Origin of the sequence: Burkholderia sp. EMB26 (assembly GCF_024730645.1) — a bacterium.
Lineage (GTDB): Bacteria > Pseudomonadota > Gammaproteobacteria > Burkholderiales > Burkholderiaceae > Burkholderia > Burkholderia cenocepacia.
Map to the genome: position 1 here is coordinate 1,806,499 of NZ_CP078070.1, position 23,724 is coordinate 1,830,222.

Sequence of the window (23,724 nt, forward strand, 5' to 3'; positions counted from 1 at the left end):
TGGTTCGGATTCACTGCACGCGCTGATACGTTAGCGGCTTCGCGACGACACACTCCGTCGCGATGTTCTTCGAACCGTGCCGCCGCGCGATCCGCGGCGGCCTCCATAACAAATCAGGTCGTGCTCATGAAAATCAACACGCTCGCTACGTGGCTCATCGGAGTCGCGCTCGTTACCGCAGGCACCGTCGCCCATGCGGACCGTCTCGACGACATCAAGAAGGCAGGGGTGCTGCGCGTCGCGACGTTCGACAGCAATCCGCCGTTCGGCTATGTCGACGCGAAAAGCAATCACATCGTCGGTCTCGACGTCGATTACGCGAAGGCGCTCGCCGACAAGCTCGGCGTGAAGCTGCAGCTGCAACCGACCAACCCCGCGAACCGCATCCCGTTCCTGACGTCCGGCAAGGTCGACCTCGTGCTCGCGAACTTCACGATCACCGACGAGCGTGCGAAGCAGGTCGACTTCAGCATCCCGTATTTCTCGTCGGGCCAGCAATTTCTCGCGAAGAAGGGCGTGCTGAAATCGGCCGACCAATTGAACGGCCTGCGCGTCGGCGCCGACAAGGGCACGACCAACGAAATCACGCTGCGCGAGAAATTCCCGAAGGCGACGATCGTCGCGTACGACGACACGCCGTTCGCGTTCGCCGCGTTGCGCGCCGGCAACGTGCAGGCCATCACGCAGGACGGCCCGAAGCTGATCGGCCTGCTCGCGAACGTGCCCGACAAGCAGAACTACGAGATCCCGGCGTTCACGATCTCGAACGACTACATGGGCGTCGGCGTGCCGAAGGGCGAGACGCGCCTGCTCGGCTTCGTCAACGACACGCTGAAGGGGCTCGAGGCGAACGGCCGCGCGACGCAGATCTACGACGCATGGTTCGGGCCGACGACGAAAACGCCGCTCACGCGCATTTTCCGGATCGGCGACAAGACCTGACCGCTGCCGCACGCGCGCCGCGTTTGGCCGGAACCTCGGCCGCGCGGCGCTTTTCGTTTTCATCCGACCGCGCGCGTCGTGCGCGCTCCCCAGCATGCTCGGGTTGGCTCCCAAATATCTGTCCTGGCTCTGGCAGGGTTTCCTGCTGACACTCGGCCTCGCGGCCGCGTCGGCCGTCGCCGCGACCGTCGGCGGGTTGCTGCTCGCCGTGATGCGGCATGCGCGCGGCAGGGCGCCGCGCACGGTCGCTGCCGCGTACGTCGTCGCGTTCCGCAACACGCCGCTGCTCGTGCAGTTGCTGTTCTGGTATTTCGGCGTCGCGTCGTTGCTGCCCGATACGTGGATCGCGTGGCTCAATGCGCGCCATGCGGTGAGCGTGGGCCCGGTCACGCTCGCGTGGCCGTCGTTCGAATTCGTGGCGGGCTGGGTCGGGTTGAGCGCCTATACGGCTGCCTTCGTCGCCGAGGAATGCGAAGCCGGTTTGCGCGGCGTGCGGCGCGCGCAACACGATGCGGCGGCCGCGCTCGGCCTCACGCCGATGCAGTCGCTGCGCTACGTGGTGCTGCCGCAGGCCGTGCGCATCGCGCTGCCGCCGCTGTTCGGCCAATACATGAATCTCGTGAAGAACTCGTCGCTCGCGATGGCGATCGGCGTGGCCGAGCTGTCGTATGCGTCGCGGCAGGTCGAGACGGAGACGTTCCAGACCTTCGCCGCGTTCGGTGTCGCGACCGTGCTGTACGTCGCGGCGGTGGCCGCGATCGAGGCCGGCGCGTATGCGGCCACGCAATGGCGCGACCGGCTCGGAGCGGGACGCTGACAATGGATCTTTCGCTGTTGCTCTCGAATCTGCCGTACCTGTTGGTCGGCGCGTTTCCGGACGGCCCGCTCGGCGGCGCCGCGCTTTCCCTGGTGCTGGCGCTCGCGTCCGCGGTCGCGTCGGCCGTGCTCGGCGTGGCGCTCGGCGTCGCGATGGCGCTCGCGCGTGGCCCGGCGCGCATGCTGCTGCTCGCGGTCATCGGCTTCTTCCGCGCGATTCCGGTGCTGATGCTGATCTTCTGGACGTATTTCCTGATGCCCGTGCTGCTGCACATGGACGTGCCGGGGCTCGCGACGGTCGTGTGCGCGCTGGCGCTGATCGGCGGCGCGTATCTCGCGCATGCGGTGCATGCGGGGATCGTCGCGGCGGGCGACGGGCAATGGCAGGCCGGGCTGTCGCTCGGGCTCACGCGCTGGCAGACGGTGCGCTACGTGCTGCTGCCGCAGGCGATCCGGATCATGACGCCGTCGTTCGTCAACCAGTGGGTCGCGCTCGTGAAGGACACGTCGCTCGCGTATATCGTCGGCGTGCCGGAACTGTCGTTCGTCGCGACGCAGGTGAACAACCGGCTGATGGTGTATCCGGCGCCGATCTTCCTGTTCGTCGCGCTGATCTATCTGGTGCTGTGCACGTCGCTCGATGGCGCGGCGCGCTGGCTGCTGTCGCGGGGGCCGCGCACGCAACGTGCGGCGCAGGCGACGGCCGAGCGCACGGAACCCGCAAGGTAACGGTGGGCCGGCGAGCCGCGTCCAATGCGTGCGCGCGCTTTCGGTGATGAAGATGGATGATGGGCGACCATCCTCAGCGGGCCGCGTCGCCGTGATTCGAGCGACGACGCGCGCGGTGGTGCCGATGAGGCCGAGGTGCCCGGACGCTTCAGGACGTCAGCGTCATGACGCGCTGTAGTGCGTATCGAAAACCGCGCGCAGCGTCGACGGGCCGGTCGCGAAATCGCCCCACAGCGGCCCGTCGTTCTGCGTGAACGCGAACGGCGTCGTATTGATCGACGCGAGGCGCAAGCGCCATTGCGCGGCTTCCTGGCGGAACGCGGTGAGTTGCATGTCCGACAGCGCCGTCTGCGCGCTGGCCAGCGTGACGAGCGGATCGACCGGATCGTTCGCGACCCGCACCTCGAAATGCAGGTGCGGGCCGGTCGCCGCGCCCGTCATCCCGACCGAACCGATACGTTGCCCCTGCTTCACCGTTTCGCCGGTCTTGAGCCCGCGAGCGAACGCGGACAGGTGCGCGTAGTAGGTCGAATAGCCGTCCGCATGATCGACGATCACATAGCGGCCATAGCCGCCCGGATCGGTGCCGACGAACGACACGACGCCGTCGGCCGCCGCATCGACCGGCGTGCCGCTCGGCGCGGCGAGATCGACGCCCGTATGGAACGCCATCGCCTGCGACAGCGGATGGATGCGCTCGCCGAAGAACGAGCTGATGCGCGTCCACTTGACCGGCATCGTGAACGCGGCGGCTTCGAGCGGCGAGCCGTCGAGCGTGTAGTACGCGCCGTGCTCGGCGCCCGGCGCGCGGAACCAGATCGCGCCGAACGTGCGGCCGGCGACGCGCAGCTCGAGCGCGGTGAGGCGCGGCGTGCCGTCGTGCGTGTCGAACGCGACGCGGTAATAGTCGCCGCGCTGCGCACTCGCGCGCATCGCGACCTTGCCGGTGACGAGATCGCCGAGCTGGATGCGCACCTCGGGCGGCACGTCGAGACGGTTCAGCGTATCGGACAGCGTGAGTTCGATGTCGCCGGCGCGCATGCCTTGCTGGTGGTCGGGCGCCGCGAACTGGAACAGGCTCGCATAGCCGAGCATGTCGTTGCGATGCGCGCTGAGCGGCGCGAACAGGCCCGGCTGCAGGCTGCGATCGTTGCGATCGAGGTGTTCGTTGCGCTCGCCGATCGTGCGGGCGAGCTCGCTCGTCACGAAATGCTGCGCGGTGGGAAACGGCGTATCGGACAGCACGCGCTGCGGCAGCGCGGCCGTGCCCGAGTCGACGGCGCCCGGCAGTTGCGACACGGCCGGCAGCGCGGCGGCGAGGCCGAATGCGGCGAGGGCGCCGAGCACGGCGGCCGGCACGAGCGCGCGCATGGCGCGCTGCGCGCGACCGGGCGCGACGGCATCAGGGGTTGCGACAGACTTGACCAAGGTGTCCACATCCAGGAAAGCGGTTCAAAGGGGTGTGGGCGGGGGCCGCCGGCGGCACACCGTCGAACGGCGACGGGGCGGGCGGCGGGCGTGCAACAAAACAGGCCCCGCCAGGGGCCTGTGTCGTTTCCGTTCGACCCAACCTGCGGGCAGTGCCCGCTTCGAACGGCGGCGTGCCTACCGGGTCGAACCCGGTTATCACGAAGACGCTAAAGAAAGATGACAGCGTCAGTCTACCGATGTTCCACAAAACGTTAAAAATTTTAAAGGGGGTCAGCTCATTCGTTTCGCAGTGCGGTAAATCGGGTTAAATCAGCATTTGTTACGACGATTTTCGTCAGTCCGGCAATTTTTGCGCGCGCCCACGCAGCGCGGCGGAGGTCCGGACGGCGTCGAAGCCGGCGTCGAGCATCGCCTCGGCGTCGTTCCACAGGTTGCCGCGCAGCCGGTTGGTCCAGATCATCGACGCGAACACGCCTTCGAGCAGCGACACCAGATAAACGGCGGCCAGATGCACGTCGAGATCGGCGGCGAGCTCGCCGGCGGCGATCGCGCGACGCAGCAGCGCCTTCGTGATCCGCAGCATCTGCAGCTCGAGCAGCATGCGGCGCCGCTGCAGCGCGCCGTTCTCCTCGCTTTGCTCGCACTTCGTATAGAGAATCACGAGTACGCGCTGCATCGGCCCCGGCTCGCCGCATTCCTGCAGGTAGTGCGACTCGGCGCGGCGCAGCGTCGCGAACGGCGGCAGGCCGTCGCCCGCGTCGAAGCCTTCCGACGTGCGCGCGAACGCGCGGTCGCACATCGCCAGACACACTTCCATCTTGTTGCGGTAGTGGCCGTAGACGGCGCCCCGCGACATCCCGGCGGCCTCGGCGAGGTCCGCCATCGCGGTCTGCGCGACGCCTCTTTCGAGCAGCACGAGCTCGGCGGCGTCGAGGATCCGGTGCTTGATGGCGAGCGATTCTTCCCGGGTCTTGCGGGCCATGTCGTGAAATTCCTTACAGTTCGCTGTCGTTTTATTGAGACAGTGTGTCGGTCAGATTGAAACAGCATGTATTTAATCAGTCGTGACTGATTATAATCGGCCACCCTGAGCCGCCGCATTGTATCGGCGGCGAATGATCCGAGGTCAGAACATGAATAACAAACGCACCCTGTGGCACCGCATGCGGCTGGCGCCGTTCGCGCTCGCGGCCCTGCTGGCCGTGGCTGGATGCGGAAAGGGCGACAAGGACGCCGCGCCGGAGACCGCGAAGCAGGCCACCGTCGTGACGGTGCGCCCGACGGCCGTGCCGATGACCGTCGAACTGCCGGGCCGGCTCGACGCCTACCGGCAGGCGGAAGTCCGCGCGCGGGTCGCGGGCATCGTCACCGCCCGTACCTACGAGGAAGGCCAGGAAGTGAAGCAGGGCGCGGTGCTGTTCCGCATCGATCCCGCGCCGCTGAAGGCCGCACGCGACGCCGCGCAGGGCGCGCTCGCGAAGGCGCAGGCCGCCGCGCTCGCCGCGACCGACAAGCGTCGCCGTTACGACGATCTCGTGCGCGATCGCGCGGTGAGCGAGCGCGACCACACCGAGGCCGTCGCGGCCGATACGCAGGCGAAGGCCGAGGTCGCATCGGCAAAAGCCGAACTCGCGCGCGCGCAGCTGCAGCTCGACTACGCGACCGTCACCGCGCCGATCGCGGGCCGCGCACGGCGCGCGCTCGTGACCGAGGGCGCGCTCGTCGGGCAGGACCAGGCGACGCCGCTCACGACCGTCGAGCAGCTCGATCCGATCTACGTGAACTTCTCGCAGCCGGCCGCCGACGTCGACGCATTGCGTCGCGCGGTGAAGAGCGGGCGCGCGACGGGCATCGCGCAGCACGACGTCGCGGTGACGCTGCTGCGCGCCGACGGCACCGCGTATCCGCTGAAGGGCAAGCTGCTGTTCAGCGATCTCGCGGTCGATCCGACGACGGACACCGTCGCGATGCGCGCGCTGTTCCCGAATCCGGAGCGCGAGCTGCTGCCGGGTGCGTATGTGCGGATCGCGCTCGACACGGCGGTCGACCAGCGGGCGATCCTCGTGCCGCGCGACGCGCTGCTGCGCACGACCGACCGCACGTCGGTGCGGGTCGTCGGCGCGAACGGCAAGGTCAAGGACGTCGAGGTCACGGCCGACCAGATGAGCGGCCATGACTGGCGCATCACGCGCGGCCTCGCGGGCGGCGAGCGCGTGATCGTCGACGACGCCGCGCAGTTCGCGCCCGATACGGCCGTCAAGCCCGTCGAGAAAGCGCCGTCGTCGAAGGCGGCGCCGCCCGCGGCCGCTTCGCAGGCGGCCGCCCGTCAAACCTGACCGGTTCAAACCAACATGGCACGTTTCTTCATCGATCGCCCCGTCTTCGCGTGGGTGATCGCCATCTTCATCATGCTGGGCGGCCTGTTCGCGATTCGCGCGCTGCCCGTCGCGCAGTACCCGGACATCGCGCCGCCCGTCGTCAGCATCTATGCGACGTACCCGGGCGCGTCCGCGCAGGTCGTCGAGGAATCGGTGACCGCGCTGATCGAGCGCGAGATGAACGGCGCGCCGGGGCTGCTGTATACGTCCGCGACGAGCAGCGCCGGCGCGGCGTCGCTGTACCTGACGTTCAAGCAGGGCGTGAACGCCGATCTCGCGGCCGTCGAAGTGCAGAACCGGCTGAAGACGGTCGATGCGCGCCTGCCCGAGCCGGTGCGCCGCGACGGCATCCAGGTCGAGAAGGCCGCGGACAACATCCAGCTCGTCGTGTCGCTGACGTCCGACGATGGCCGGATGACCGACGTACAGCTCGGCGAATACGCGTCGGCGAACGTCGTGCAGGCGCTGCGCCGCGTCGAGGGCGTCGGCAAGGTGCAGTTCTGGGGCGCCGAATATGCGATGCGGATCTGGCCCGACCCGGTGAAGATGGCCGGGCACGGCCTCACCGCGTCGGACATCGCGTCGGCCGTGCGCGCGCACAACGCGCGCGTGACGATCGGCGACATCGGCCGCAGCGCGGTGCCGGCCAGCGCGCCGATCGCGGCGACCGTGTTCGCGGACGCACCGCTGAAGACGCCGGCGGATTTCGGCGCGATCGCGCTGCGCGCGCGGCCCGACGGCTCGGCGCTGTTCCTGCGCGACGTCGCGCGCGTCGAATTCGGCGGCAACGACTACAACTATCCGTCGTACGTGAACGGCAAGGTCGCGACCGGAATGGGCATCAAGCTCGCGCCGGGCTCGAACGCGGTGTCCACCGAGAAGCGCGTGCGCGCGACGATGGACGAGCTGTCCGCGTACTTCCCGCCGGGCGTGAAATACCAGATCCCGTACGAGACGTCGTCGTTCGTGCGCGTATCGATGAACAAGGTCGTCACGACGCTGATCGAGGCCGGCGTGCTGGTGTTCCTCGTGATGTTCCTGTTCATGCAGAACCTGCGCGCGACGCTGATTCCGACGCTGGTCGTGCCGGTCGCGCTCGCGGGCACGTTCGGCGTGATGTATGCGGCCGGCTTCTCGATCAACGTGCTGACGATGTTCGGCATGGTGCTCGCGATCGGCATCCTCGTCGACGACGCGATCGTCGTCGTCGAGAACGTCGAGCGACTGATGGTCGAGGAAGGGCTCGGGCCGTACGACGCGACCGTCAAGGCGATGCGACAGATCAGCGGCGCGATCGTCGGGATCACCGTGGTGCTGACGTCGGTGTTCGTGCCGATGGCGTTCTTCGGCGGCGCGGTGGGCAACATCTACCGGCAGTTCGCGCTGTCGCTCGCGGTGTCGATCGGCTTCTCGGCCTTCCTCGCGCTGTCGCTGACACCCGCGCTGTGCGCGACGCTGCTCAAGCCGGTGTCCGGCGACCATCACGAGAAGGGCGGCTTCTTCGGCTGGTTCAACCGTTTCGTCGCGCGGGCGACGCAGCGCTATGCGACGCGGGTCGGCACGATGCTGAAGAAGCCGGTGCGCTGGCTCGTCGTGTACGGCGCGCTGACCGCGGCCGCCGCGCTGATGCTCACGCAACTGCCGACCGCGTTCCTGCCGGACGAGGACCAGGGCAACTTCATGGTGATGGTGATTCGCCCGCAAGGCACGCCGCTCGCGGAAACGATGCAGAGCGTGCGCGAAGTCGAGTCGGCCATCCGCCGCGACGAGCCGACCGCCTACACGTATGCGCTCGGCGGCTTCAACCTGTACGGCGAAGGGCCGAACGGCGGCATGATCTTCGTCACGCTGAAGAACTGGAAGGAGCGCAAGGCCGAGCGCGATCACGTGCAGTCGATCGTGGCGCGCATCAACGAGCGTTTCGCGGGCACGCCGAACACGACCGTGTTCGCGATGAACTCGCCGGCGCTGCCCGATCTCGGTTCGTCGAGCGGTTTCGACTTCCGGCTGCAGAACCGCGGCGGGCTCGACTACGCGACGTTCAGCGCCGCGCGCGAGCAACTGCTCGCGGCGGGCGGCAAGGATCGCGCGCTCACCGACCTGATGTTCGCGGGCACGCAGGACGCGCCGCAACTGAAGCTCGACATCGATCGTGCGAAGGCGTCCGCGCTCGGCGTGTCGATGGACGAGATCAACACGACGCTCGCGGTGATGTTCGGCTCCGACTATATCGGCGACTTCATGCACGGCACGCAGGTGCGGCGCGTGATGGTGCAGGCCGACGGGCTGCACCGGCTCGATCCGGACGACGTGAAGAAGCTGCGCGTGCGCAACGCGCGCGGCGAGATGGTGCCGCTCGCGGCGTTCACGACGCTGCACTGGACGCTCGGGCCGCCGCAACTCACGCGCTACAACGGTTATCCGTCGTTCACGATCAACGGCTCGGCCGCGGCCGGCCACAGCAGCGGCGAGGCGATGAGCGCGATCGAACGGATCGCCGCGAAGCTGCCGGCCGGCATCGGCTATGCGTGGTCGGGGCAGTCGTTCGAGGAGCGGCTGTCGGGTGCGCAGGCGCCGATGCTGTTCGCGCTGTCGGTGCTCGTCGTGTTCCTCGCGCTCGCGGCGCTCTACGAGAGCTGGTCGATTCCGTTCGCGGTGATGCTGGTCGTCCCGCTCGGCGTGATCGGCGCGGTGCTCGGCGTGACGCTGCGGATGATGCCGAACGACATCTATTTCAAGGTGGGGCTGATCGCGACGATCGGGCTGTCCGCGAAGAACGCGATCCTGATCGTCGAAGTCGCGAAGGATCTGGTCGCGCAGCGCATGTCGCTCGTCGACGCCGCGCTCGAGGCCGCGCGCCTGCGGCTGCGGCCGATCGTGATGACGTCGCTCGCGTTCGGCGTCGGCGTGCTGCCGCTCGCGTTCGCGTCAGGCGCCGCGTCCGGCGCGCAGATGGCGATCGGCACCGGCGTGCTCGGCGGCGTGATCACGGCGACCGTGCTAGCGGTGTTCCTCGTCCCGCTGTTTTTCGTGATCGTCGGCCGCCTGTTCGACGTCGGCCCGCGCCGACGCGGCGGCGCGCAGCCGACGACGATGGAGGGTTCGCAACCATGATGTTTGCGCTGAATGCACGCGGCGCGCTGCGGGTTCAGGTCGCGCTGGCCGCCGCGCTGGCGCTTGCCGGCTGTTCGCTCGCGCCGCGTTACGAGCGTCCGGCCGCGCCGGTGCCGGCGACCTATGCGCCGGTCGACGCCGGCACGGCGTCGGCGGCCGAACCGGCCGCGGCGCAGGATGCCGCGTTGCTCGACGACTGGCATGCGTATTTCACCGATCCGGCGCTGCAGGCGTGGATCGACGCGGCGCTCGCGAACAACCGCGACCTGCGGATCGCGGCCGGCCGGCTCGACGAAGCGCGCGCGCTGTATGGCGTGCAGCGCGCGGACCGGATGCCGTCGGTCGATGCGAATCTCGGCTATGAACGCGCGCGCCAGTACGACCCGGTCGTGCGCGAAAGCGCGATCAGCGGGCTGTATCGCGCGGGCGTCGGCATCAGCGCGTACGAGCTCGACCTGTTCGGCCGCGTGCGCAACCTGTCCGACGCGGCGCTCGCCGAATACTTCGCGACGGCCGACGCGCAGCGCACGGTCCGCATCGGCGTGATCGCCGAAGTGGCGGGCGCGTACGTTTCCGAGCGATCGTTGCACGAGCAACTGGCGCTCGCTCAGCGTACGCTCGAAGCCCGCGAGCGGATGGCCGCGCTCACGCAACGCCGCTATGCCGCGGGCACGAGCGACGCGATCGAGCTGCGCTCGGCCGAGATGCTGGTGGCGTCCGCGCGCGCGTCGCAGGCCGCGCTGCAGCGCGAGCATGCGCAGGCCGTACGGGCGCTGCAATTGCTGGCGGGCGATTTCGCGCGCAACGTGCCCGACGACGCGACCGCGCTCGACACGCTGTCGATCGCGCCCGTGGCGCCGGGCGCGCCGAGCCAATTGCTCGAACGACGGCCGGACATCCGGCAGGCCGAGGCACGGCTGAAGGCCGCGAACGCGAACATCGGCGCGGCGCGTGCGGCGTTCTTCCCGCGCATCGCGCTGACGACCGACTACGGCTCGGTGAGCGACGCGTTCTCGAACCTGTTCGCGGCCGGCACGAGCGTGTGGACGTTCGCGCCGCGCATCACGCTGCCGATCTTCGCGGGCGGACGCAATCGCGCGAACCTCGACGTCGCGCACGCGCGCAAGGATATCGCGGTCGCCGAATACGAGAAGGCCGTACAGACCGCGTTTCGCGAAGTGGCCGATGCGTTCGCCGCGCGCGACTGGATCGACCGGCAGCTTGCCGCGCAGCAGGACGTGTATGCGGCGGACGGCGCGCGGCTGAAGCTCGCGGAGCGTCGCTATGCGGGCGGCGTCGCGACGTATCTCGAACTGCTCGACGCGCAGCGCAGCACGTACGAGTCGGGGCAGGAGCTGATCCGGCTCAGGCAGCTCAGGCTCGCGAACGCGATCGCGCTGTACCGTGCGCTCGGCGGCGGCTGGGCGCCGGCAACGGCGGAGGCCGCGGCTTCCGTGTAGTCGGCGATGTGTTGCGTGGCACGGCAGCGTGCCACGCAACACGACGGCGGCCGCGCGATTCGACGTGCGGCCGCCATTTCAACAGGGCGTGCCGTGCCCGCCATGCCGCCGATCATCGTCGGCATTTCCTTTCGCTGTTCGGCGCCCCCGCTCTCCGCTCTTTCATCGCTCGGCGGGGCGGCGGCGCTGCTTTCGCGGCGTCCCGCATCCGTGGGTCGATCGTGTCATCTGCCGGCGCAAACGTATGCGCGGCGCTTCGTCGTTTTCATCCCGTCCAATCCGGCACGCCAGCCGCGTTCCGGCGACTGCACATGCATGCGATTCAAGATCGGCAATTGACGAAAGAATTAATCAATGTATTGGAATTAATGGTGGCGGCAAAATGTCGCGGTAAAACGTTTGTATGCTTTTCGCAATCGTTTGCGTGATAAGTCCGTATTGATGAAATGCCGTCTTTAATTTCCTGTCAGTTGAAAATGAGTCGATATTCGCGTTGCAATCGGGCAACGATGGCGGCGCAGGACAATGTTTTGTCTTTTGAGTGGCGGTTCCGCACGAGCCAATGTCGGCAAGGGAGAGCGGGGGTGGCGACGATTATCGGCAAGAAATTCCCTTAATCTTCAATCGGTTCCGAAAAATAAAAAAGGACTGCGGATAAAAATTTTGGGATTGTAAATTCAAAAGAAAGAGTGCCGTTTTGGAGTGCGGAATCGAATATTGTCAGAATCATTTGACAATGATTTACAGAAATCTTTCATGGTTATCTCGATAATGCCGCCTCGTGTCGGACGGGAGCCGCCATGCGCTGCCGTTTGTGTCCGCCACGTCGTCCATTCCATTTGCACTCCTTACGGGAAACGTCATGAAAAAATCCATCCTGACCGCTGTCGCACTCGCGGCCCTGTCCACCTCGGCCTTCGCAGCGGGCACCGGCACGATCAACTTCACGGGCGAGATCGTCGCGGGCGCATGCGGCATCGATTCGAACTCGGTCAACCAGACCGTGCAGCTCGGGAAGGTGCCGACCAACAAGTTCAAGCAGGCCGGCGACAAGTCGGACCCGGTGTCGTTCGACATCAAGCTGACCGACTGCGACACCAGCATCGCGCAGAACGCGTACTTCACGTTCACGGGCACGTCGAGCGCCGGCCAGCCGAAGCTGCTCGCCACGATCGGTTCGGCCACCAACGTCGGCATCCGCCTGCAAGCCGCGTCGGGCGAATACCTCGACAACGGCGCCGAGCAGAAGGCGCCGACGCTGCTGCAGAACGGCACGAACACCGCACGCTTCGCGGCGATGTACGAAGCGACGGCAGCCGGCGTGACGCCGGGTACCGCCGACGGCGTCGCGAACTTCACGGTCCGCTACCAGTAAGCGTCCGTACCGGAGGAGGGGTGCATGCATCCCTTCCTCCTTCCTCTTTCCTCCCGTTTTCCTTCTCCCTGGACTCTCGGTAGCGCCGCGTGCGAATCAGACATTCCTTCCTTTGCGTCTCCGTGCTGGTCGTCGGCAGCCAGAGCCAGGCGACGGAATTCAATTCGTCGTTCCTCGACATCGACGGAACGAGCAACGTCGACCTGTCGCAGTTCTCGCAGGCGGACTTCACGCTGCCCGGCGAGTACATGCTCGACGTGCAGGTCAACGACCTGTTCTACGGGCTGCAAGCGATCGAATTCATCGCGGTCGACGCGTCGGGCGCCGGCAAGCCGTGCCTGCGGCCCGAGCTCGTCGCGCAGTTCGGGCTGAAGCCGTCGCTCGTGAAGGATCTGCCGCGCTTCCAGGGCGGGCGTTGCGTCGACCTCGGCGCGATCGAGGGCGCGACCGTGCGTTACCTGAAAAGCGACGGGCGGCTCAAGATCACGATTCCGCAGGCCGCGCTCGAATTCACCGATTCGACCTACCTGCCGCCGGCGCGCTGGTCCGAAGGCATTCCGGGGGCGATGCTCGATTACCGCGTGATCGCGAACACGAACCGCAACTTCGGTGCGGGCGGCGGACAGACGAATGCGATCCAGGCCTACGGGACGGTGGGCGCGAACTGGGATGCGTGGCGCTTTCGCGGCGACTACCAGGCGCAATCGAACGTGGGTAACACGGCGTACGCGGACCGGACGTTCCGCTTCAGCCGGCTGTATGCGTTTCGCGCGCTGCCATCGATCCAGTCGACGGTGACGTTCGGCGACGACTACCTGACCTCCGACATTTTCGACACGTTCGCGCTGACAGGCGCGTCGATCCGCAGCGACGACCGCATGCTGCCGCCGTCGCTGCGCGGCTATGCGCCGCTGATCTCGGGCGTCGCGCGCACCAACGCGACCGTGACGGTGTCGCAGGCCGGCCGCGTGCTGTACGTGACGCGCGTGTCGCCGGGCGCGTTCGCGCTGCAGAACATCAACACGAGCGTGCAGGGCACGCTCGACGTGGCGGTCGAGGAAGAAGACGGCAGCGTGCAGCGCTTCCAGGTGACGACGGCCGCCGTGCCGTTCCTCGCGCGCGCCGGGCAGTTGCGCTACAAGGCCGCGGTCGGCAAGCCGCGCCTGTTCGGCGGCGCCGGCATCACGCCGTTCTTCGGCTTCGGCGAAATCGCGTACGGCCTGCCGTTCGACGTCACGGCGTATGGCGGTTTCATCGCCGCGTCGGGCTACACGTCGATCGCGCTCGGCGTCGGTCGCGATTTCGGCGCGTTCGGCGCGGTGTCGGCCGACGTCACGCATGCGCGGGCGAAGCTGTGGTGGAACGGCGCGACGCGCAACGGCAACTCGTATCGCATCAACTATTCGAAGCACTTCGACGGGCTCGATGCCGACGTGCGCTTCTTCGGCTACCGCTTCTCCGAGCGCGAATACACGAACTTCGCACAGTTCTCCGGCGACCCGACCGCATACGGCCTCGCCAACAGCAAGCAGCGCTACTCGGCGACGCTGTCGAAGCGTTTCGGCGACACGTCGACCTATTTTTCCTACGACCAGACGACCTACTGGGAACGTGCGAACGAGCAGCGCGTCGGCCTCACGCTGACGCGCGCGTTCTCGATCGGCACGCTGCGCAACCTGAACGTCAGCGTGTCGGCTTTCCGCACGCAGAGCGCGGGCGCAAGCGGCAACCAGGTCTCGGTCACCGCGACGTTGCCGATCGGCGGGCGTCACACCGTCACGTCGAACCTGACGACGGGCAGCGGCAGCACGAGCGTGAACGCGGGCTACATCTACGACGATCCGAATGGCCGGACCTACCAGATCAACGCGGGCGCGACCGACGGACGCGCGTCGGCGAATGCGAGCTACCGCCAGCGTTCGTCCGCGTATCAGCTGACCGCGCAGGCATCGACGCTCGCCAATGCGTATGCGGCCGCGTCGCTCGAAGTCGACGGCTCGTTCGTCGCGACGCAGTACGGCGTGTCCGCGCACGCCAACGGCAATGCGGGCGACACGCGGCTGCTGGTGTCGACCGACGGCGTGCCCGACGTGCCGCTGTCCGGCACGCTGACGCATACCGATTCGCGCGGCTACGCGGTGCTCGACGGCATCTCGCCGTACAACGTGTACGACGCGACCGTCAACGTCGAGAAGCTGCCGCTCGAAGTGCAGGTGACGAACCCGATCCAGCGCATGGTGCTGACCGACGGCGCGATCGGCTTCGTGAAGTTCTCCGCCGCGCGCGGCAGCAACCTGTACCTGACGCTGACCGACGCGGCCGGCAAGCCGCTGCCGTTCGGGGCGTCGGTGCAGGACGCGGCGAACGGCAAGGAACTCGGCATCGTCGGCGAAGCCGGCGCGGCGTTCCTGACCCAGGTTCAGCCGAAATCCACGCTGGCGGTGCGGGCGGGCGAACGCACGCTCTGCACGATCGCCGCACTGCCGAACCAGCTCCAACTCGAAGGCACGCCGATTCCGGTGACGTGCCAGCCGCCCGGCGAGTCGCATGCAGCGGCCGCGCGGGCCGAACGATGATTTCACGGATCCACGATGAAGCATTCCTTTTCCCGTTCTTTCCCGCGGCGCGCGCTGGGCGTGTTCGCGACCGTCGGCGCGATGCTGGCAGGTGCCGCCCAGGCGGCGATCGTGCCCGATCGCACGCGTGTGATCTTCAACGAAGGCGAGCAGGCCGCGATCGTCACGATCACCAACAAGAGCACGACGTATCCGTATCTCGTGCAGTCGTGGCTCGAAGATGCGAAGGGCAACAAGATCACGTCGCCGCTGATGGTCGTGCCGCCGCTGCAGCGGGTCGAGGCGAACGAGCGCAACGTGCTGCGGATCGCGAAGCTGCCCGGTGCGCAACTGCCGGCCGATCGCGAGACGGTGTTCTACCTGAACATCCGCGAAGTGCCGCCGAAGACCGACACGCCGAACACGCTGCAGATCGCGCTGCATACGCAGATGAAGCTGTTCTACCGGCCGAAGGCCGCGCAGCCCGCGCGCGACGAGGACTGGACGCTGCCGATGACGCTGCGGGTCGATGCGGCCGCGCACAAGCTGGTGTTCGACAACCCGACGCCTTACCACGTGACGGTGGTCGACGTGAGCGCGGGCACGCAGAAGACGCCGGTGCCGATCGAGCCGACGATGGTGAGCCCGATGAGCACGGCCGAGGTGCCGTTCAAGGCCGCGACGCCGTCGACGCTGTTCGTCACGCACATCGACGACTACGGCGGCCAGGTGGCGGTCGAGTATGCGTGCGAGGCTGGTGCGTGCAAGAGCGTGAAGAAATGAGCGGGGGCGCGAAACAACGCGTGTCGCCGTTCGCGACGTGGCTGCGCTGGGCCGTGCTCGCGATGCTGATCGCGGTCGCGCAGCCGGCGTGGGCGCTGCGCTGCCTGGCCGACGGCGGCGCCGATTCGCTCACCGAGCCGATCGGCGGCGTCGCATCGTATCCGACGGATGCGCCGGACGGATACGTGATCTGGGTATCGCCGCCACGCACGACGACGGGATACTGCTACAAGGACTACGGCGGGGCCGCACTGAACTTTGCCGAACAGGTTTACTTCTACGCGAACCCGAGATCGCAGGATCCCGCCGCCTGGGGGCTCGAGATCGGCATTCGCTATGGTGGCCGCGACTATTTCGGCCTGGGCAGCGGACCGGGCGCGCGCGTGGAAACCACCACCACCGTCGGCACGTGTTCGCAGTGGAACTTCGACCGGGGGCTGTGCCCGAAGGTGCCGCTCAGCATCACCTATCAGGTGGTGGTGCGCAAGAAGGGCCAATGGATGCAGCCGCCGAACGATATCTATGCGGTCTTCCAGTTCGACGGCAAGGGCGGCCTCAACGCGGCTCGATCGAGTTTCCAGTACCGGTTGAGCGGGTTGTCGCGTCTGAAGCCGACACCCTGCCTCGTCGACGTGCTGGTGACGCCCGAGCCCGGCATCGTCAATTTCGGTCAGGTGCAGACCACCGGCAACGGCTTCCTGCCTGCCGTGCCGCGTCGGCGGTTCTCGTTGTCGCTGTCGAAGAAATGCAGCATTCCGATTCGCGTCGACGGCTATTTCGAGGCGACCAAGGGCGCCGTGCAGAACGGTTTGCTGGTGCCGGCGAAGGACAGCAACTTCGGAATCGGTCTCGAGGACAGCCAGGGCAAGCCGATCGACTTCAACAAGCAGTTCACGCTCACGCAGTTCGCGGCCAACGTTGCGAATCAGACCGTGATGCTCGATGCGGTGCTCAAGTCGTTCGGACCACCGAAGATCGGGCCGTTCGACGCGGCCGCAACGATCCGGATTTTCCTGTATTGAGCGTGGTGCGGCATGAGCGGCGTGCACCGCGCAACATGCTGCCTGTACCGGATTTTCATTGATGTACGGACGGAGGAGAAGGGGATGCATCCGAGACGCAGTGTCGTCGCGGCCGTGCTGGCCGTGTCGGCGATGAGCGCGGTTCACGCGCAGACGGTATCGGCCGGCGGTTATTCGCTGACCGTGATCGGCGACCTGGGCGGGCCGCGCGACGTGCGGTACGACGGCAATGCCGTCAGCGCTGACGGCAAGACGATCATCGGTTCCTACTGGAGCGAAGCGCAGCCCGGTGGCTCGATGGCCTTCTCGTGGTCGGCCGCGACGGGCTGGCAGCGGCTGGCCGCGCCGGCGAATGCCTATGATTCGCAGGCACGGACGGTGTCGGCCGATGGGCAGGTGATCGGCGGGTCGATCAGTGCGCGCGAGACGGACGGCAGCAACCTCGATCGATGGGCGGTGCGATGGCCCGGCGACGGTCGCACGCAGAAACTCGTTCCGGATACGGCGGGCCGGGATGCATCGGTTGACGTTGCGAACCTCGCCGGCACGAGGATGGCGGGCAGCCTGACGACGACCGGCGGCCGGAATGCACGGTTCATGTGGGACCAGCCGAGGGGTTTTCGCGAGTTGCCGCCGGGCGGCGACTATCTCGTGCACCTGCTCGCGATGACCTCGTCCGGGAACGCGGCAGTCGGGTTCGCCGGCAATGTCGACGGCGTGTATGGCTCGCGTGCGCTTCTTTGGTCGGAACGAGCCGGCGAACGACTGTTGCCGACGATCAACGCGGGCGTGGCCAGAATGGATCTGGCCCGTGGCGTGACCGAGGACGAACGGACGATCGCCGGCGCGCTCGGCACCCTGGTGGTCACGCCGGATGGGCAACGGGTCGACTCGGAGGCCGTGCTGTGGACGAACGGCGGCGACGACATCCAGCGGCTCGGTTTTCTCGACGGCGACGACAATAGCCATGCGTCGTCGATCAGCACGGACGGGCGGGTTGTCATCGGCGAATCGAGCAACCGGCAGACCGGTGTCGCGCGCGTCTTCGTGTGGACGCCGCAAAGCGGCATGCGCAGCCTCGTTGCGTTGCTCGAAGCGGCCGGCCTGTCGGTCGGCACGCTGAACCTGGTCAACGTGATCGGCGTGAGCCCCGACGGGCAGACCATCACGGGGCAGGGTTATCGCGACGGCGATCCCGACTACCGGCCGCAGTTCTGGCAAGTGCACATCGATGCGGCGACACTGCGCGCGCTGCGGCCGGCGAGCCCGGGGGCCGACGCGTTGCGGGCGCGGGCGACGCAGCCGAAGGCGATGGCGGTGTCGCGCAGGCTGGCCGCGCGGCCGAAGGCAGCGATGCAGCGAAGCGCCTGCCGCCTGCCCGTCATCCCGGCGCGGCTCGCGTCGTGCCGGCTGCTGTTGCCGGCCGCGCGCTAGCGAGCAGGGTCGCATGCAGGTGAAGCGATGAAACGAGGCGCCGTTTTACGGCGCCTCGTTTTGTTTACCGCATCGCCGCGGCACACCTTGTGCCCGTGATGCTCGCTGCGGCACACGCAGTGCGGTTGCGCTTCCCCGATGGCCGGCGCGGGCAGTGCGGCGGCCATGGTGGCCGCGCTCACAGTTCGACGGCTCGGCTGTTTATCTGCCGATGCGAATCGGCACGGCCCGAACCAACGCGCGGGCCCTCGCTCGGGGACAGCACCACAGCGCCGGGGCGCCGGGTCGCGTCCCGACCACGCAAAGCCGTTGCATCGACAACCCTCTCCAGCGACGGCAGCGCACGAGCCCGGTGCCTGCCGGCCACGTCGTCGAGCCGTTCGAACCGGTACACGAAGGCCGGCGGAAAATTCATCCACGCGACGCCGATCCGGACGGCGCGCATGCGCATCGCCTCCAGATAGCGCGCCGGAATCGGGCAGCGCGGCACATAGGTGAACTGATAGAACGCGCCACCGGCAGCCAGGTGGCGCACGAACGCGCCGTGCACGATCGCGACGGCCCGTTCGACCGGCATCGCGACGAGCGGCAACCCGCTCACGATCGCATGCGCGCGCTCCCCGCCGAAGAAGTCGCCGGTCATCCCGAGCTGGGCCGCGTCCATCTGCATCACCCGCAACGCGGGAAACTGATGCCGCAGCGCGTTCGCGAACGCAGGGTCGGCTTCCACGAGCACCAGCCGGTCGCTCGCGACGCCGCGCGCGAGCAGCGCGCGCGTGAACACGCCGGTGCCCGCTCCGAGTTCGATCACGGACGCGCCGTCGCGCGGGACATGCGCGGTGATCAGCGCGGCGAGCGCCGGGCCGGATGGCGCGAGGGCGCCGACCCGGCGCGGATGGCGCAACCACGTACGCAGAAACAGCATCCATTCGGGGATTCGCATCGGCAGGCTCCTGGTGGATCGATCGGTCAATGACGGGCGCGGCTAGGCGGCCGCTTGCGCGGCGAGATAGCCGGCCGTGATGAATAGCGTGTTCCATAGCGCGATGCCGGCCGCGGCGCCGGATGCGAAACGCGTGAAGCTCGTTTCCAGCAATCCGGCGAGCGCCGGCGCAACGAGCCGGACGAACGGCACCAGTTGCGACCACAGGGCGAGCCGCGTGGGCCGCGCGCGGATACCTTCGATCAGCGCGTCGATTCGCGCGGGCTGCATCCTGCCCAGCGGCGCGAGGCGGCGCAGCAGGGTCAGCACGCCGTCTTCCGGCCACAGATTGCCGAGCGCGTAATGAAAGAGGCAGCCGGCGAAACTGCCGAGCACCGTGACGACGATCGCTTCCGGCAAGGTCCACGCACCTTGCGCACCGGCGACGCCGATCATCGCGAGCAGCACGTGCGACGGCAGCACGGGAATCAGCCGTTCGATCAGCGACAGCCCGGCGAGGCAGACGATGCTGTTGGCGCTGGCCAGGCTCAGCGCGAGGCCGAACGGGACGAGCGTGGCGAACTGGTTCATCGCACCGCTCCCGTGCGACGCGTGCACGACGCGCGGAACGTGCACGACGCGTGCGGTCTTCCATGCCAGAATGGCCCGTACCGGCCCGGCGCGAAGGGGGTGCACAGCGCCGTCTTGCATCGCAGCAACGGAATCGAACAACAGAACACGGTCATGGCGGGCCTCTCGGGAAAGCGCCGGATGCAGGGCGCCGGCAATGCGGCGATCGACACGCATCGTGGCCCTTCGGCTTTAAGAAGTTTTTAATCGCGGTCCGTCACGCTGGCGACCTCGCCATTCGAGGAGCGATACCGATGCATATCCTGCTGGTGGAAGACGACGTGATGCTGGCCGACGCCGTGCGGGCCGGCCTCGCGCAGAACGGCTGGCGCGCGGACTGGTCGGCCGACGTGCCGGCGGCACGGCTCGCGCTCGTCGGGCACGACTACGACGCGGTGCTGCTGGACCTGCAACTGCCGGGCGCATCCGGTTTCACGCTACTGGCCGCGATGCGCGCGAACTACGATGCGACGCCGGTGCTGATCGTGACCGCGCGCGATCAGTTGAGCGACCGTATCCGCGGACTCGACGCCGGCGCCGACGACTATCTCGTGAAGCCGTTCCAGCTGGACGAGCTTTATGCGCGGCTTCGCGCGCTGACGCGCCGCAGCCAGGGCCGCGTGTCGGAGCGGCTCGTTTGCCGCGATGTCCACGTCGATCCGGCGCGCCGGGAAGTCACGCGCGCCGGCGAACCGGTCGCGCTGAGCATCCACGAATACCGGACGCTGCTCGCGCTGATGGAGCGGCAAGGGCGAGTCGTCACGCGCGCGCAGCTCGAGGAGCGCGTGTACGGCAACGACGGCGCAATCGAAAGCAACACGATCGCGGTGTACATCCATCAATTGCGGCGCAAGCTCGGCGACGAACTGATCGTGACGGTGCACGGCTTCGGCTATCGCGTCGGGGAGGGCGCCGCATGAGGTCGCTGCGTATCCGCCTGCTCGCGACCGTGATGGCGACGGTCGTCGTGTTCTGGGCCGGCTGGGGCGCGTTTCTCGGCATCGCCCTGTGGCGCGAACAGCGCGGCTGGCGCGACGGCTTGCTCGAGGGCGCCGCGCAACTGCTGCTGTTGTCGTTGCCCGATACGATCGATCGCCTGCCGGAAGTGCGCGCGCAGGCGGTGGTGCCGAAAGCCGCATACGGCAAATACGACGTCGCGTTCCAGATCTGGGTCGACGGCCGCAACGTCATGCACAGCGCCGATGCGCCGGGGCCGGCGCTCAAGCCGGACATGCGCGACGGCTACGGCGTGAGTGCCGGGCGCGGGATCGCGCACGACGAGACCTGGCGGGTCTATTCGCTATCGGGTTCGACCGGCCGGATTCACGTGCAGACCGGCGGGCCGGCCACGACCTGGCAGGAGAAGGCCAGCAATGCGGTGCAGCTCGGCCTGTTCAATACGGCGGTGATGCTCGCGATGCTGGGCGTGGCGATCTGGTGGGGGATCCGCTGGTCGTTCGGGCCGGTGCGCGACGTTCAGCGGGCGATCCAGCACAAGGCCGCATTCGATTTCTCGCCGTTGCCGCTGCTGACGCTGCCGCGCGAGCTTCGACCGCTCGTCGAATCGTTCAATCGGCTGCTCGCGCGGCTGAGTCAGGCCGTCGATACCGAGCGCCGTTTCATCGGCGATGCGGCGCACGAGTTGCGCATTCCGCTGGCGGCATTGTCGGCGCAGGCGGAAGTGGCGTTGCGGGCGGACAGTCCGGCGGACAAGGACGCCGCGCTGCGCCGGCTGGCAACGGGCGTGGAGCGCAGCGCGCGGCTGTCGGCGCAATTGCTCGAACTGGCGCGGCTGGATGCCGGCTCGCGTGCGGAGCAGCATGGGCCGGTCGACCTGGCGCGGCTCGTTGCGCTGATCGCGAGCGACTTCGATGCGGCCGCGCATGCGCGCCGGCAGACGGTGCGGGTGGCGGTCGAGCCGGTATGCGTGTGGGGCGATCTCGACGAAATCGCGATCGCGGTGCGCAACCTGATCGACAACGCGCTGCGTTACGGCCGTGAAGGCGGACGGGTCGAGATCACGTGCGATGGCGCCGTGGAGGCGGGGCGGGTCAGGCTGCGGATCGCGGACGACGGGCCGGGCGTGCCGGTCGACCAGCGCGAGCGGATTTTCGAACGCTTTTACCGGGTGCCGGGTACCGCGCAGCCGGGAAGCGGCATCGGCCTGTCGCTGGTCGCGCGGATCGCCGAGTCTCATGGCGGAGCCGTCGACGTGACGGCCGGTATCGACGGGCACGGGCTCGCGGTGATCCTGTCGTTCCCGATCTGGCTCGCGCCGGAGCGGTGGCAGGATTAGCGGCGGACGCCGCCTGGCGTTCGCAACGAAAAAAGCGCCGGCAAGCGGCGCTTGTTCGCATCGGCGGCGCGATGCTCAACGCACCCAGCGGCACACCTTGTGATGGTGATGTTCGAAGTGACACACGCGGTGCGGATGCGCTTCGGCGATGGCCGGCGCGAGTATGGCAGCGGCCATGGCGGCGGCGGTAAGGGTTTTCAGTAGCGTCTTCATGTCGAGGTCCTGTCGTCGAATGATGGATCAAGGGCGCGTCGCGGCATCACCACTGCGGCCGCTGATCGTCGCGGCGGTCATCCGGGCGATCGTCGCGGCGGTCGCGGTCGTCACGCGGGCCGGCATGCCGGGCTTCCCAGTCGCGGCGCTCCCAGTAGCGATTTCCGTCCCAGTAACGATCGCCATGCCAGCCGATCGTGACTTCGGCAGGGCCGGGGTAGGCGACGCACCCGGCGAACATCACGCTCGACAGCGCGCCCACCATGACTGCGGATAACACGATGGCTTTCATGTCGTTCTCCCTTGGAAACGGCAGGTCGATCGTACGAGCCCCCAAAATTTCACGTGGTAAGAAGTTGCTACCGCCGATGACACGGGCGGGCGGTTCGTCAGGAACATGAAAGCATGCGTCGGCGGCGTGCGAACCGTCCGCGCGGCGCAGACGCACCCATGTCCGCTCCGGCAACGATTCGGATCATTGTTCAGACAAATCCTGACAACCGAAAGGGTCATCCTGTAATCGGATTGAGAATGATTTGCGTTTACGTTAAATTGCGCTATCTCGGAATTTGACGGAGCAGATCGATGGCCATGGCGGAAGTGCTCGACCGACCGGCGGCGGCAGCGGCAAACCCGTTCCTCGGCAGTTATCCGGACCTGCCGGCGCGCGCTGCGCCGCGTGCGCGCCGGGCGTCCGAGCCCCGCGCGCAGGGCGCGCTGCTCGACGTGCTGATCTCGCATCGCGCGATGCTCGTCAACGTCGCGCGCGGCTTCGTCGGCTGCGCGAGCCGCGCGGAAGACGTCGTGCACGACGTGTTCGTGAAGCTCGTCGAATTCCCGAACCAGGACGCGGTGCGCCAGCCGGTCGCCTATGTGACGCGGATGGTGCGCAACGCGTCGATCGACGCGTGCCGTCGGCAAAACCTCGAAAACGTCTATCACACGGAAGAGGACGACGGCTTCGACGTGCCGTCGCCCGAGCCGACGCCGGAAGCCGCGCTGATGACGCGCGACACGCTGCGGCGCGTGTGGGCCGCCCTCGACGACCTGCCGGCGCGCAGCCGCGCGGCCTTCGAGATGGTGCGGCTGCGCGAGGAAACGCTGCAGACCGCGGCGCGCGCGCTGAACGTGTCGCAGACGCTCGTGCATTTCATGGTGCGCGACGCGGAGCGCCACTGCGCGGAATGCCTCGACGCGTGCCATCGCGGCGTCGCCTGTCCGGTGTTCCTGGGCGGCCGCGCGCGGCGGCGGTAAAAAAACGCGCCGGCCAACCGTCTATCAGACAGGAGCGGCCGAATCCGCCGCTTCGCCTCCTTCAACCGCCCAGCGATTTCCGATCATGACGCAAGCCCCGACGCCTTCCGCCGACACCGACGATCTCGTCTATACGGTCGTCATCAACGACGAAGAACAGTATTCGATCTGGCCGACGTTCCGGCCGGTGCCGGCCGGCTGGCGCGAAGTCGGCGTGAGCGGCCCGAAGGCCGACTGTCTCGCGCACATCGAGACGGTCTGGACCGACATGCGCCCCGCGAGCCTGCGCCGCGCGATGGACGGCGAGCGCGCGACGCGCGCGTCGTGACCTGCTGCGCCGCGTGTGCGGCGCGCCACCTGAAGAGGACGT

22 protein-coding genes are annotated in these 23,724 nt (G+C 67.7%); 16 read left to right on the forward strand and 6 right to left on the reverse strand.

Going from position 1 to position 23,724, the window contains the following annotated elements:
- The first annotated feature begins 126 nt into the window (after window positions 1-126).
- The 3 genes from KU887_RS08555 (at window position 127) to KU887_RS08565 (ending at window position 2,487) form a co-directional block, all read left to right on the forward strand.
- Entirely contained in the window at window positions 127-942 is an 816-nt protein-coding gene (locus KU887_RS08555) for an ABC transporter substrate-binding protein (RefSeq protein ID WP_006499101.1), read from the forward strand.
- Between the two features lie 94 nt (window positions 943-1,036).
- A complete protein-coding gene (locus KU887_RS08560; RefSeq protein ID WP_006483961.1) occupies window positions 1,037-1,759 on the forward strand; it encodes an amino acid ABC transporter permease in 723 nt (240 codons plus the stop codon).
- A 2-nt stretch (window positions 1,760-1,761) separates the two neighbouring features.
- The gene (locus KU887_RS08565) at window positions 1,762-2,487 is read left to right on the forward strand and encodes an amino acid ABC transporter permease (protein ID WP_034201807.1); all 726 of its coding nucleotides are present in this window, start codon (window positions 1,762-1,764) and stop codon (window positions 2,485-2,487) included.
- Window positions 2,488-2,649: 162 nt separating this feature from the next.
- On the opposite strand, the gene KU887_RS08570 is transcribed toward KU887_RS08565, so the two are convergent.
- Entirely contained in the window at window positions 2,650-3,915 is a 1,266-nt protein-coding gene (locus KU887_RS08570) for a M23 family metallopeptidase (protein ID WP_060268047.1), read from the reverse strand.
- 337 nt (window positions 3,916-4,252) lie between these two features.
- On the reverse strand, window positions 4,253-4,900 hold the full coding sequence (locus KU887_RS08575) for a TetR family transcriptional regulator (RefSeq protein ID WP_258249992.1): 648 nt from the start codon (window positions 4,898-4,900) through the stop codon (window positions 4,253-4,255).
- 151 nt (window positions 4,901-5,051) lie between these two features.
- On the opposite strand from KU887_RS08575, the gene KU887_RS08580 reads away from it, so the two are divergent.
- The 9 genes from KU887_RS08580 to KU887_RS08620 all read left to right on the forward strand — a co-directional run bounded on the left by KU887_RS08580 (window position 5,052) and on the right by KU887_RS08620 (window position 18,039).
- Window positions 5,052-6,254, forward strand: coding sequence for a MexX/AxyX family multidrug efflux RND transporter periplasmic adaptor subunit (locus KU887_RS08580; RefSeq protein WP_258249993.1), 1,203 nt, complete (start codon window positions 5,052-5,054; stop codon window positions 6,252-6,254).
- A 15-nt stretch (window positions 6,255-6,269) separates the two neighbouring features.
- The gene (locus tag KU887_RS08585) at window positions 6,270-9,410 is read left to right on the forward strand and encodes a multidrug efflux RND transporter permease subunit (RefSeq protein ID WP_006499092.1); all 3,141 of its coding nucleotides are present in this window, start codon (window positions 6,270-6,272) and stop codon (window positions 9,408-9,410) included.
- Window positions 9,410-10,870 (forward strand): efflux transporter outer membrane subunit, encoded by a 1,461-nt coding sequence (locus tag KU887_RS08590; RefSeq protein WP_062911434.1) that lies wholly within the window; start codon window positions 9,410-9,412, stop codon window positions 10,868-10,870. Before KU887_RS08585 ends, KU887_RS08590 begins: the two co-directional genes overlap by 1 nt.
- A gap of 102 nt (window positions 10,871-10,972) precedes the next feature.
- Complete coding sequence (locus KU887_RS08595; protein ID WP_154641320.1) at window positions 10,973-11,209, forward strand: hypothetical protein; 237 nt, start codon at window positions 10,973-10,975, stop codon at window positions 11,207-11,209.
- A 523-nt stretch (window positions 11,210-11,732) separates the two neighbouring features.
- Window positions 11,733-12,245 carry a fimbrial protein gene (locus KU887_RS08600; protein ID WP_006486075.1) on the forward strand — a complete coding sequence of 171 codons (513 nt, stop codon included), beginning with the start codon at window positions 11,733-11,735 and terminating at the stop codon, window positions 12,243-12,245.
- 122 nt (window positions 12,246-12,367) lie between these two features.
- A complete protein-coding gene (locus KU887_RS08605) occupies window positions 12,368-14,821 on the forward strand; it encodes a fimbria/pilus outer membrane usher protein (protein WP_006499088.1) in 2,454 nt (817 codons plus the stop codon).
- A gap of 15 nt (window positions 14,822-14,836) precedes the next feature.
- Window positions 14,837-15,583, forward strand: a complete 747-nt coding sequence (locus KU887_RS08610) for a molecular chaperone (RefSeq protein WP_006486088.1) — start codon at window positions 14,837-14,839, stop codon at window positions 15,581-15,583.
- The gene (locus tag KU887_RS08615) at window positions 15,580-16,605 is read left to right on the forward strand and encodes a fimbrial protein (RefSeq protein WP_006486070.1); all 1,026 of its coding nucleotides are present in this window, start codon (window positions 15,580-15,582) and stop codon (window positions 16,603-16,605) included. Before KU887_RS08610 ends, KU887_RS08615 begins: the two co-directional genes overlap by 4 nt.
- 84 nt (window positions 16,606-16,689) lie before the next feature.
- Window positions 16,690-18,039 carry a calcium-binding protein gene (locus tag KU887_RS08620; protein ID WP_258249994.1) on the forward strand — a complete coding sequence of 450 codons (1,350 nt, stop codon included), beginning with the start codon at window positions 16,690-16,692 and terminating at the stop codon, window positions 18,037-18,039.
- A gap of 178 nt (window positions 18,040-18,217) precedes the next feature.
- Here the strand turns inward: KU887_RS08620 and KU887_RS08625 are convergent, their stop codons facing one another.
- Complete coding sequence (locus tag KU887_RS08625; protein ID WP_006499084.1) at window positions 18,218-18,982, reverse strand: class I SAM-dependent methyltransferase; 765 nt, start codon at window positions 18,980-18,982, stop codon at window positions 18,218-18,220.
- A 42-nt stretch (window positions 18,983-19,024) separates the two neighbouring features.
- Window positions 19,025-19,552: a DedA family protein gene (locus tag KU887_RS08630; protein WP_034201948.1), complete on the reverse strand. Its 528-nt coding sequence runs from the start codon at window positions 19,550-19,552 to the stop codon at window positions 19,025-19,027.
- Window positions 19,553-19,845: 293 nt separating this feature from the next.
- Here KU887_RS08630 and KU887_RS08635 point away from each other — a divergent pair, with 293 nt between their 5' ends.
- Both KU887_RS08635 and KU887_RS08640 read left to right on the forward strand, forming a co-directional pair.
- Entirely contained in the window at window positions 19,846-20,511 is a 666-nt protein-coding gene (locus KU887_RS08635) for a response regulator transcription factor (RefSeq protein ID WP_006499082.1), read from the forward strand.
- Window positions 20,508-21,887, forward strand: a complete 1,380-nt coding sequence (locus KU887_RS08640) for an ATP-binding protein (RefSeq protein WP_258249995.1) — start codon at window positions 20,508-20,510, stop codon at window positions 21,885-21,887. Before KU887_RS08635 ends, KU887_RS08640 begins: the two co-directional genes overlap by 4 nt.
- 75 nt (window positions 21,888-21,962) lie before the next feature.
- On the opposite strand, the gene KU887_RS08645 is transcribed toward KU887_RS08640, so the two are convergent.
- Both KU887_RS08645 and KU887_RS08650 read right to left on the reverse strand, forming a co-directional pair.
- Window positions 21,963-22,100, reverse strand: a complete 138-nt coding sequence (locus KU887_RS08645) for an HHHH-motif protein (protein ID WP_006486072.1) — start codon at window positions 22,098-22,100, stop codon at window positions 21,963-21,965.
- Between the two features lie 46 nt (window positions 22,101-22,146).
- Window positions 22,147-22,392: a hypothetical protein gene (locus KU887_RS08650; RefSeq protein WP_258249996.1), complete on the reverse strand. Its 246-nt coding sequence runs from the start codon at window positions 22,390-22,392 to the stop codon at window positions 22,147-22,149.
- A 293-nt stretch (window positions 22,393-22,685) separates the two neighbouring features.
- Between KU887_RS08650 and KU887_RS08655 the strand changes: the two genes are divergently transcribed.
- Window positions 22,686-23,354 carry an RNA polymerase factor sigma-70 gene (locus KU887_RS08655; protein WP_258249997.1) on the forward strand — a complete coding sequence of 223 codons (669 nt, stop codon included), beginning with the start codon at window positions 22,686-22,688 and terminating at the stop codon, window positions 23,352-23,354.
- An 85-nt stretch (window positions 23,355-23,439) separates the two neighbouring features.
- Window positions 23,440-23,682, forward strand: coding sequence for an MbtH family NRPS accessory protein (locus tag KU887_RS08660; protein WP_006476052.1), 243 nt, complete (start codon window positions 23,440-23,442; stop codon window positions 23,680-23,682).
- Window positions 23,683-23,724 lie beyond the last annotated feature (42 nt).

Coding starts and splice junctions, on each gene's coding strand:
- KU887_RS08555 (WP_006499101.1), top strand. CDS start 127: ATGAAAATCAACACGCTCGCTACGTGGCTCATCGGAGTCGCGCTCGTT.
- KU887_RS08620 (WP_258249994.1), top strand. CDS start 16,690: ATGCATCCGAGACGCAGTGTCGTCGCGGCCGTGCTGGCCGTGTCGGCG.
- KU887_RS08575 (WP_258249992.1), bottom strand. CDS start 4,900: ATGGCCCGCAAGACCCGGGAAGAATCGCTCGCCATCAAGCACCGGATC.
- KU887_RS08585 (WP_006499092.1), top strand. CDS start 6,270: ATGGCACGTTTCTTCATCGATCGCCCCGTCTTCGCGTGGGTGATCGCC.
- KU887_RS08640 (WP_258249995.1), top strand. CDS start 20,508: ATGAGGTCGCTGCGTATCCGCCTGCTCGCGACCGTGATGGCGACGGTC.
- KU887_RS08625 (WP_006499084.1), bottom strand. CDS start 18,982: ATGCGAATCCCCGAATGGATGCTGTTTCTGCGTACGTGGTTGCGCCAT.
- KU887_RS08580 (WP_258249993.1), top strand. CDS start 5,052: ATGAATAACAAACGCACCCTGTGGCACCGCATGCGGCTGGCGCCGTTC.
- KU887_RS08560 (WP_006483961.1), top strand. CDS start 1,037: ATGCTCGGGTTGGCTCCCAAATATCTGTCCTGGCTCTGGCAGGGTTTC.
- KU887_RS08565 (WP_034201807.1), top strand. CDS start 1,762: ATGGATCTTTCGCTGTTGCTCTCGAATCTGCCGTACCTGTTGGTCGGC.
- KU887_RS08590 (WP_062911434.1), top strand. CDS start 9,410: ATGTTTGCGCTGAATGCACGCGGCGCGCTGCGGGTTCAGGTCGCGCTG.
- KU887_RS08600 (WP_006486075.1), top strand. CDS start 11,733: ATGAAAAAATCCATCCTGACCGCTGTCGCACTCGCGGCCCTGTCCACC.
- KU887_RS08650 (WP_258249996.1), bottom strand. CDS start 22,392: ATGAAAGCCATCGTGTTATCCGCAGTCATGGTGGGCGCGCTGTCGAGC.
- KU887_RS08635 (WP_006499082.1), top strand. CDS start 19,846: ATGCATATCCTGCTGGTGGAAGACGACGTGATGCTGGCCGACGCCGTG.
- KU887_RS08615 (WP_006486070.1), top strand. CDS start 15,580: ATGAGCGGGGGCGCGAAACAACGCGTGTCGCCGTTCGCGACGTGGCTG.
- KU887_RS08655 (WP_258249997.1), top strand. CDS start 22,686: ATGGCCATGGCGGAAGTGCTCGACCGACCGGCGGCGGCAGCGGCAAAC.
- KU887_RS08660 (WP_006476052.1), top strand. CDS start 23,440: ATGACGCAAGCCCCGACGCCTTCCGCCGACACCGACGATCTCGTCTAT.
- KU887_RS08630 (WP_034201948.1), bottom strand. CDS start 19,552: ATGAACCAGTTCGCCACGCTCGTCCCGTTCGGCCTCGCGCTGAGCCTG.
- KU887_RS08610 (WP_006486088.1), top strand. CDS start 14,837: ATGAAGCATTCCTTTTCCCGTTCTTTCCCGCGGCGCGCGCTGGGCGTG.
- KU887_RS08645 (WP_006486072.1), bottom strand. CDS start 22,100: ATGAAGACGCTACTGAAAACCCTTACCGCCGCCGCCATGGCCGCTGCC.
- KU887_RS08595 (WP_154641320.1), top strand. CDS start 10,973: ATGCCGCCGATCATCGTCGGCATTTCCTTTCGCTGTTCGGCGCCCCCG.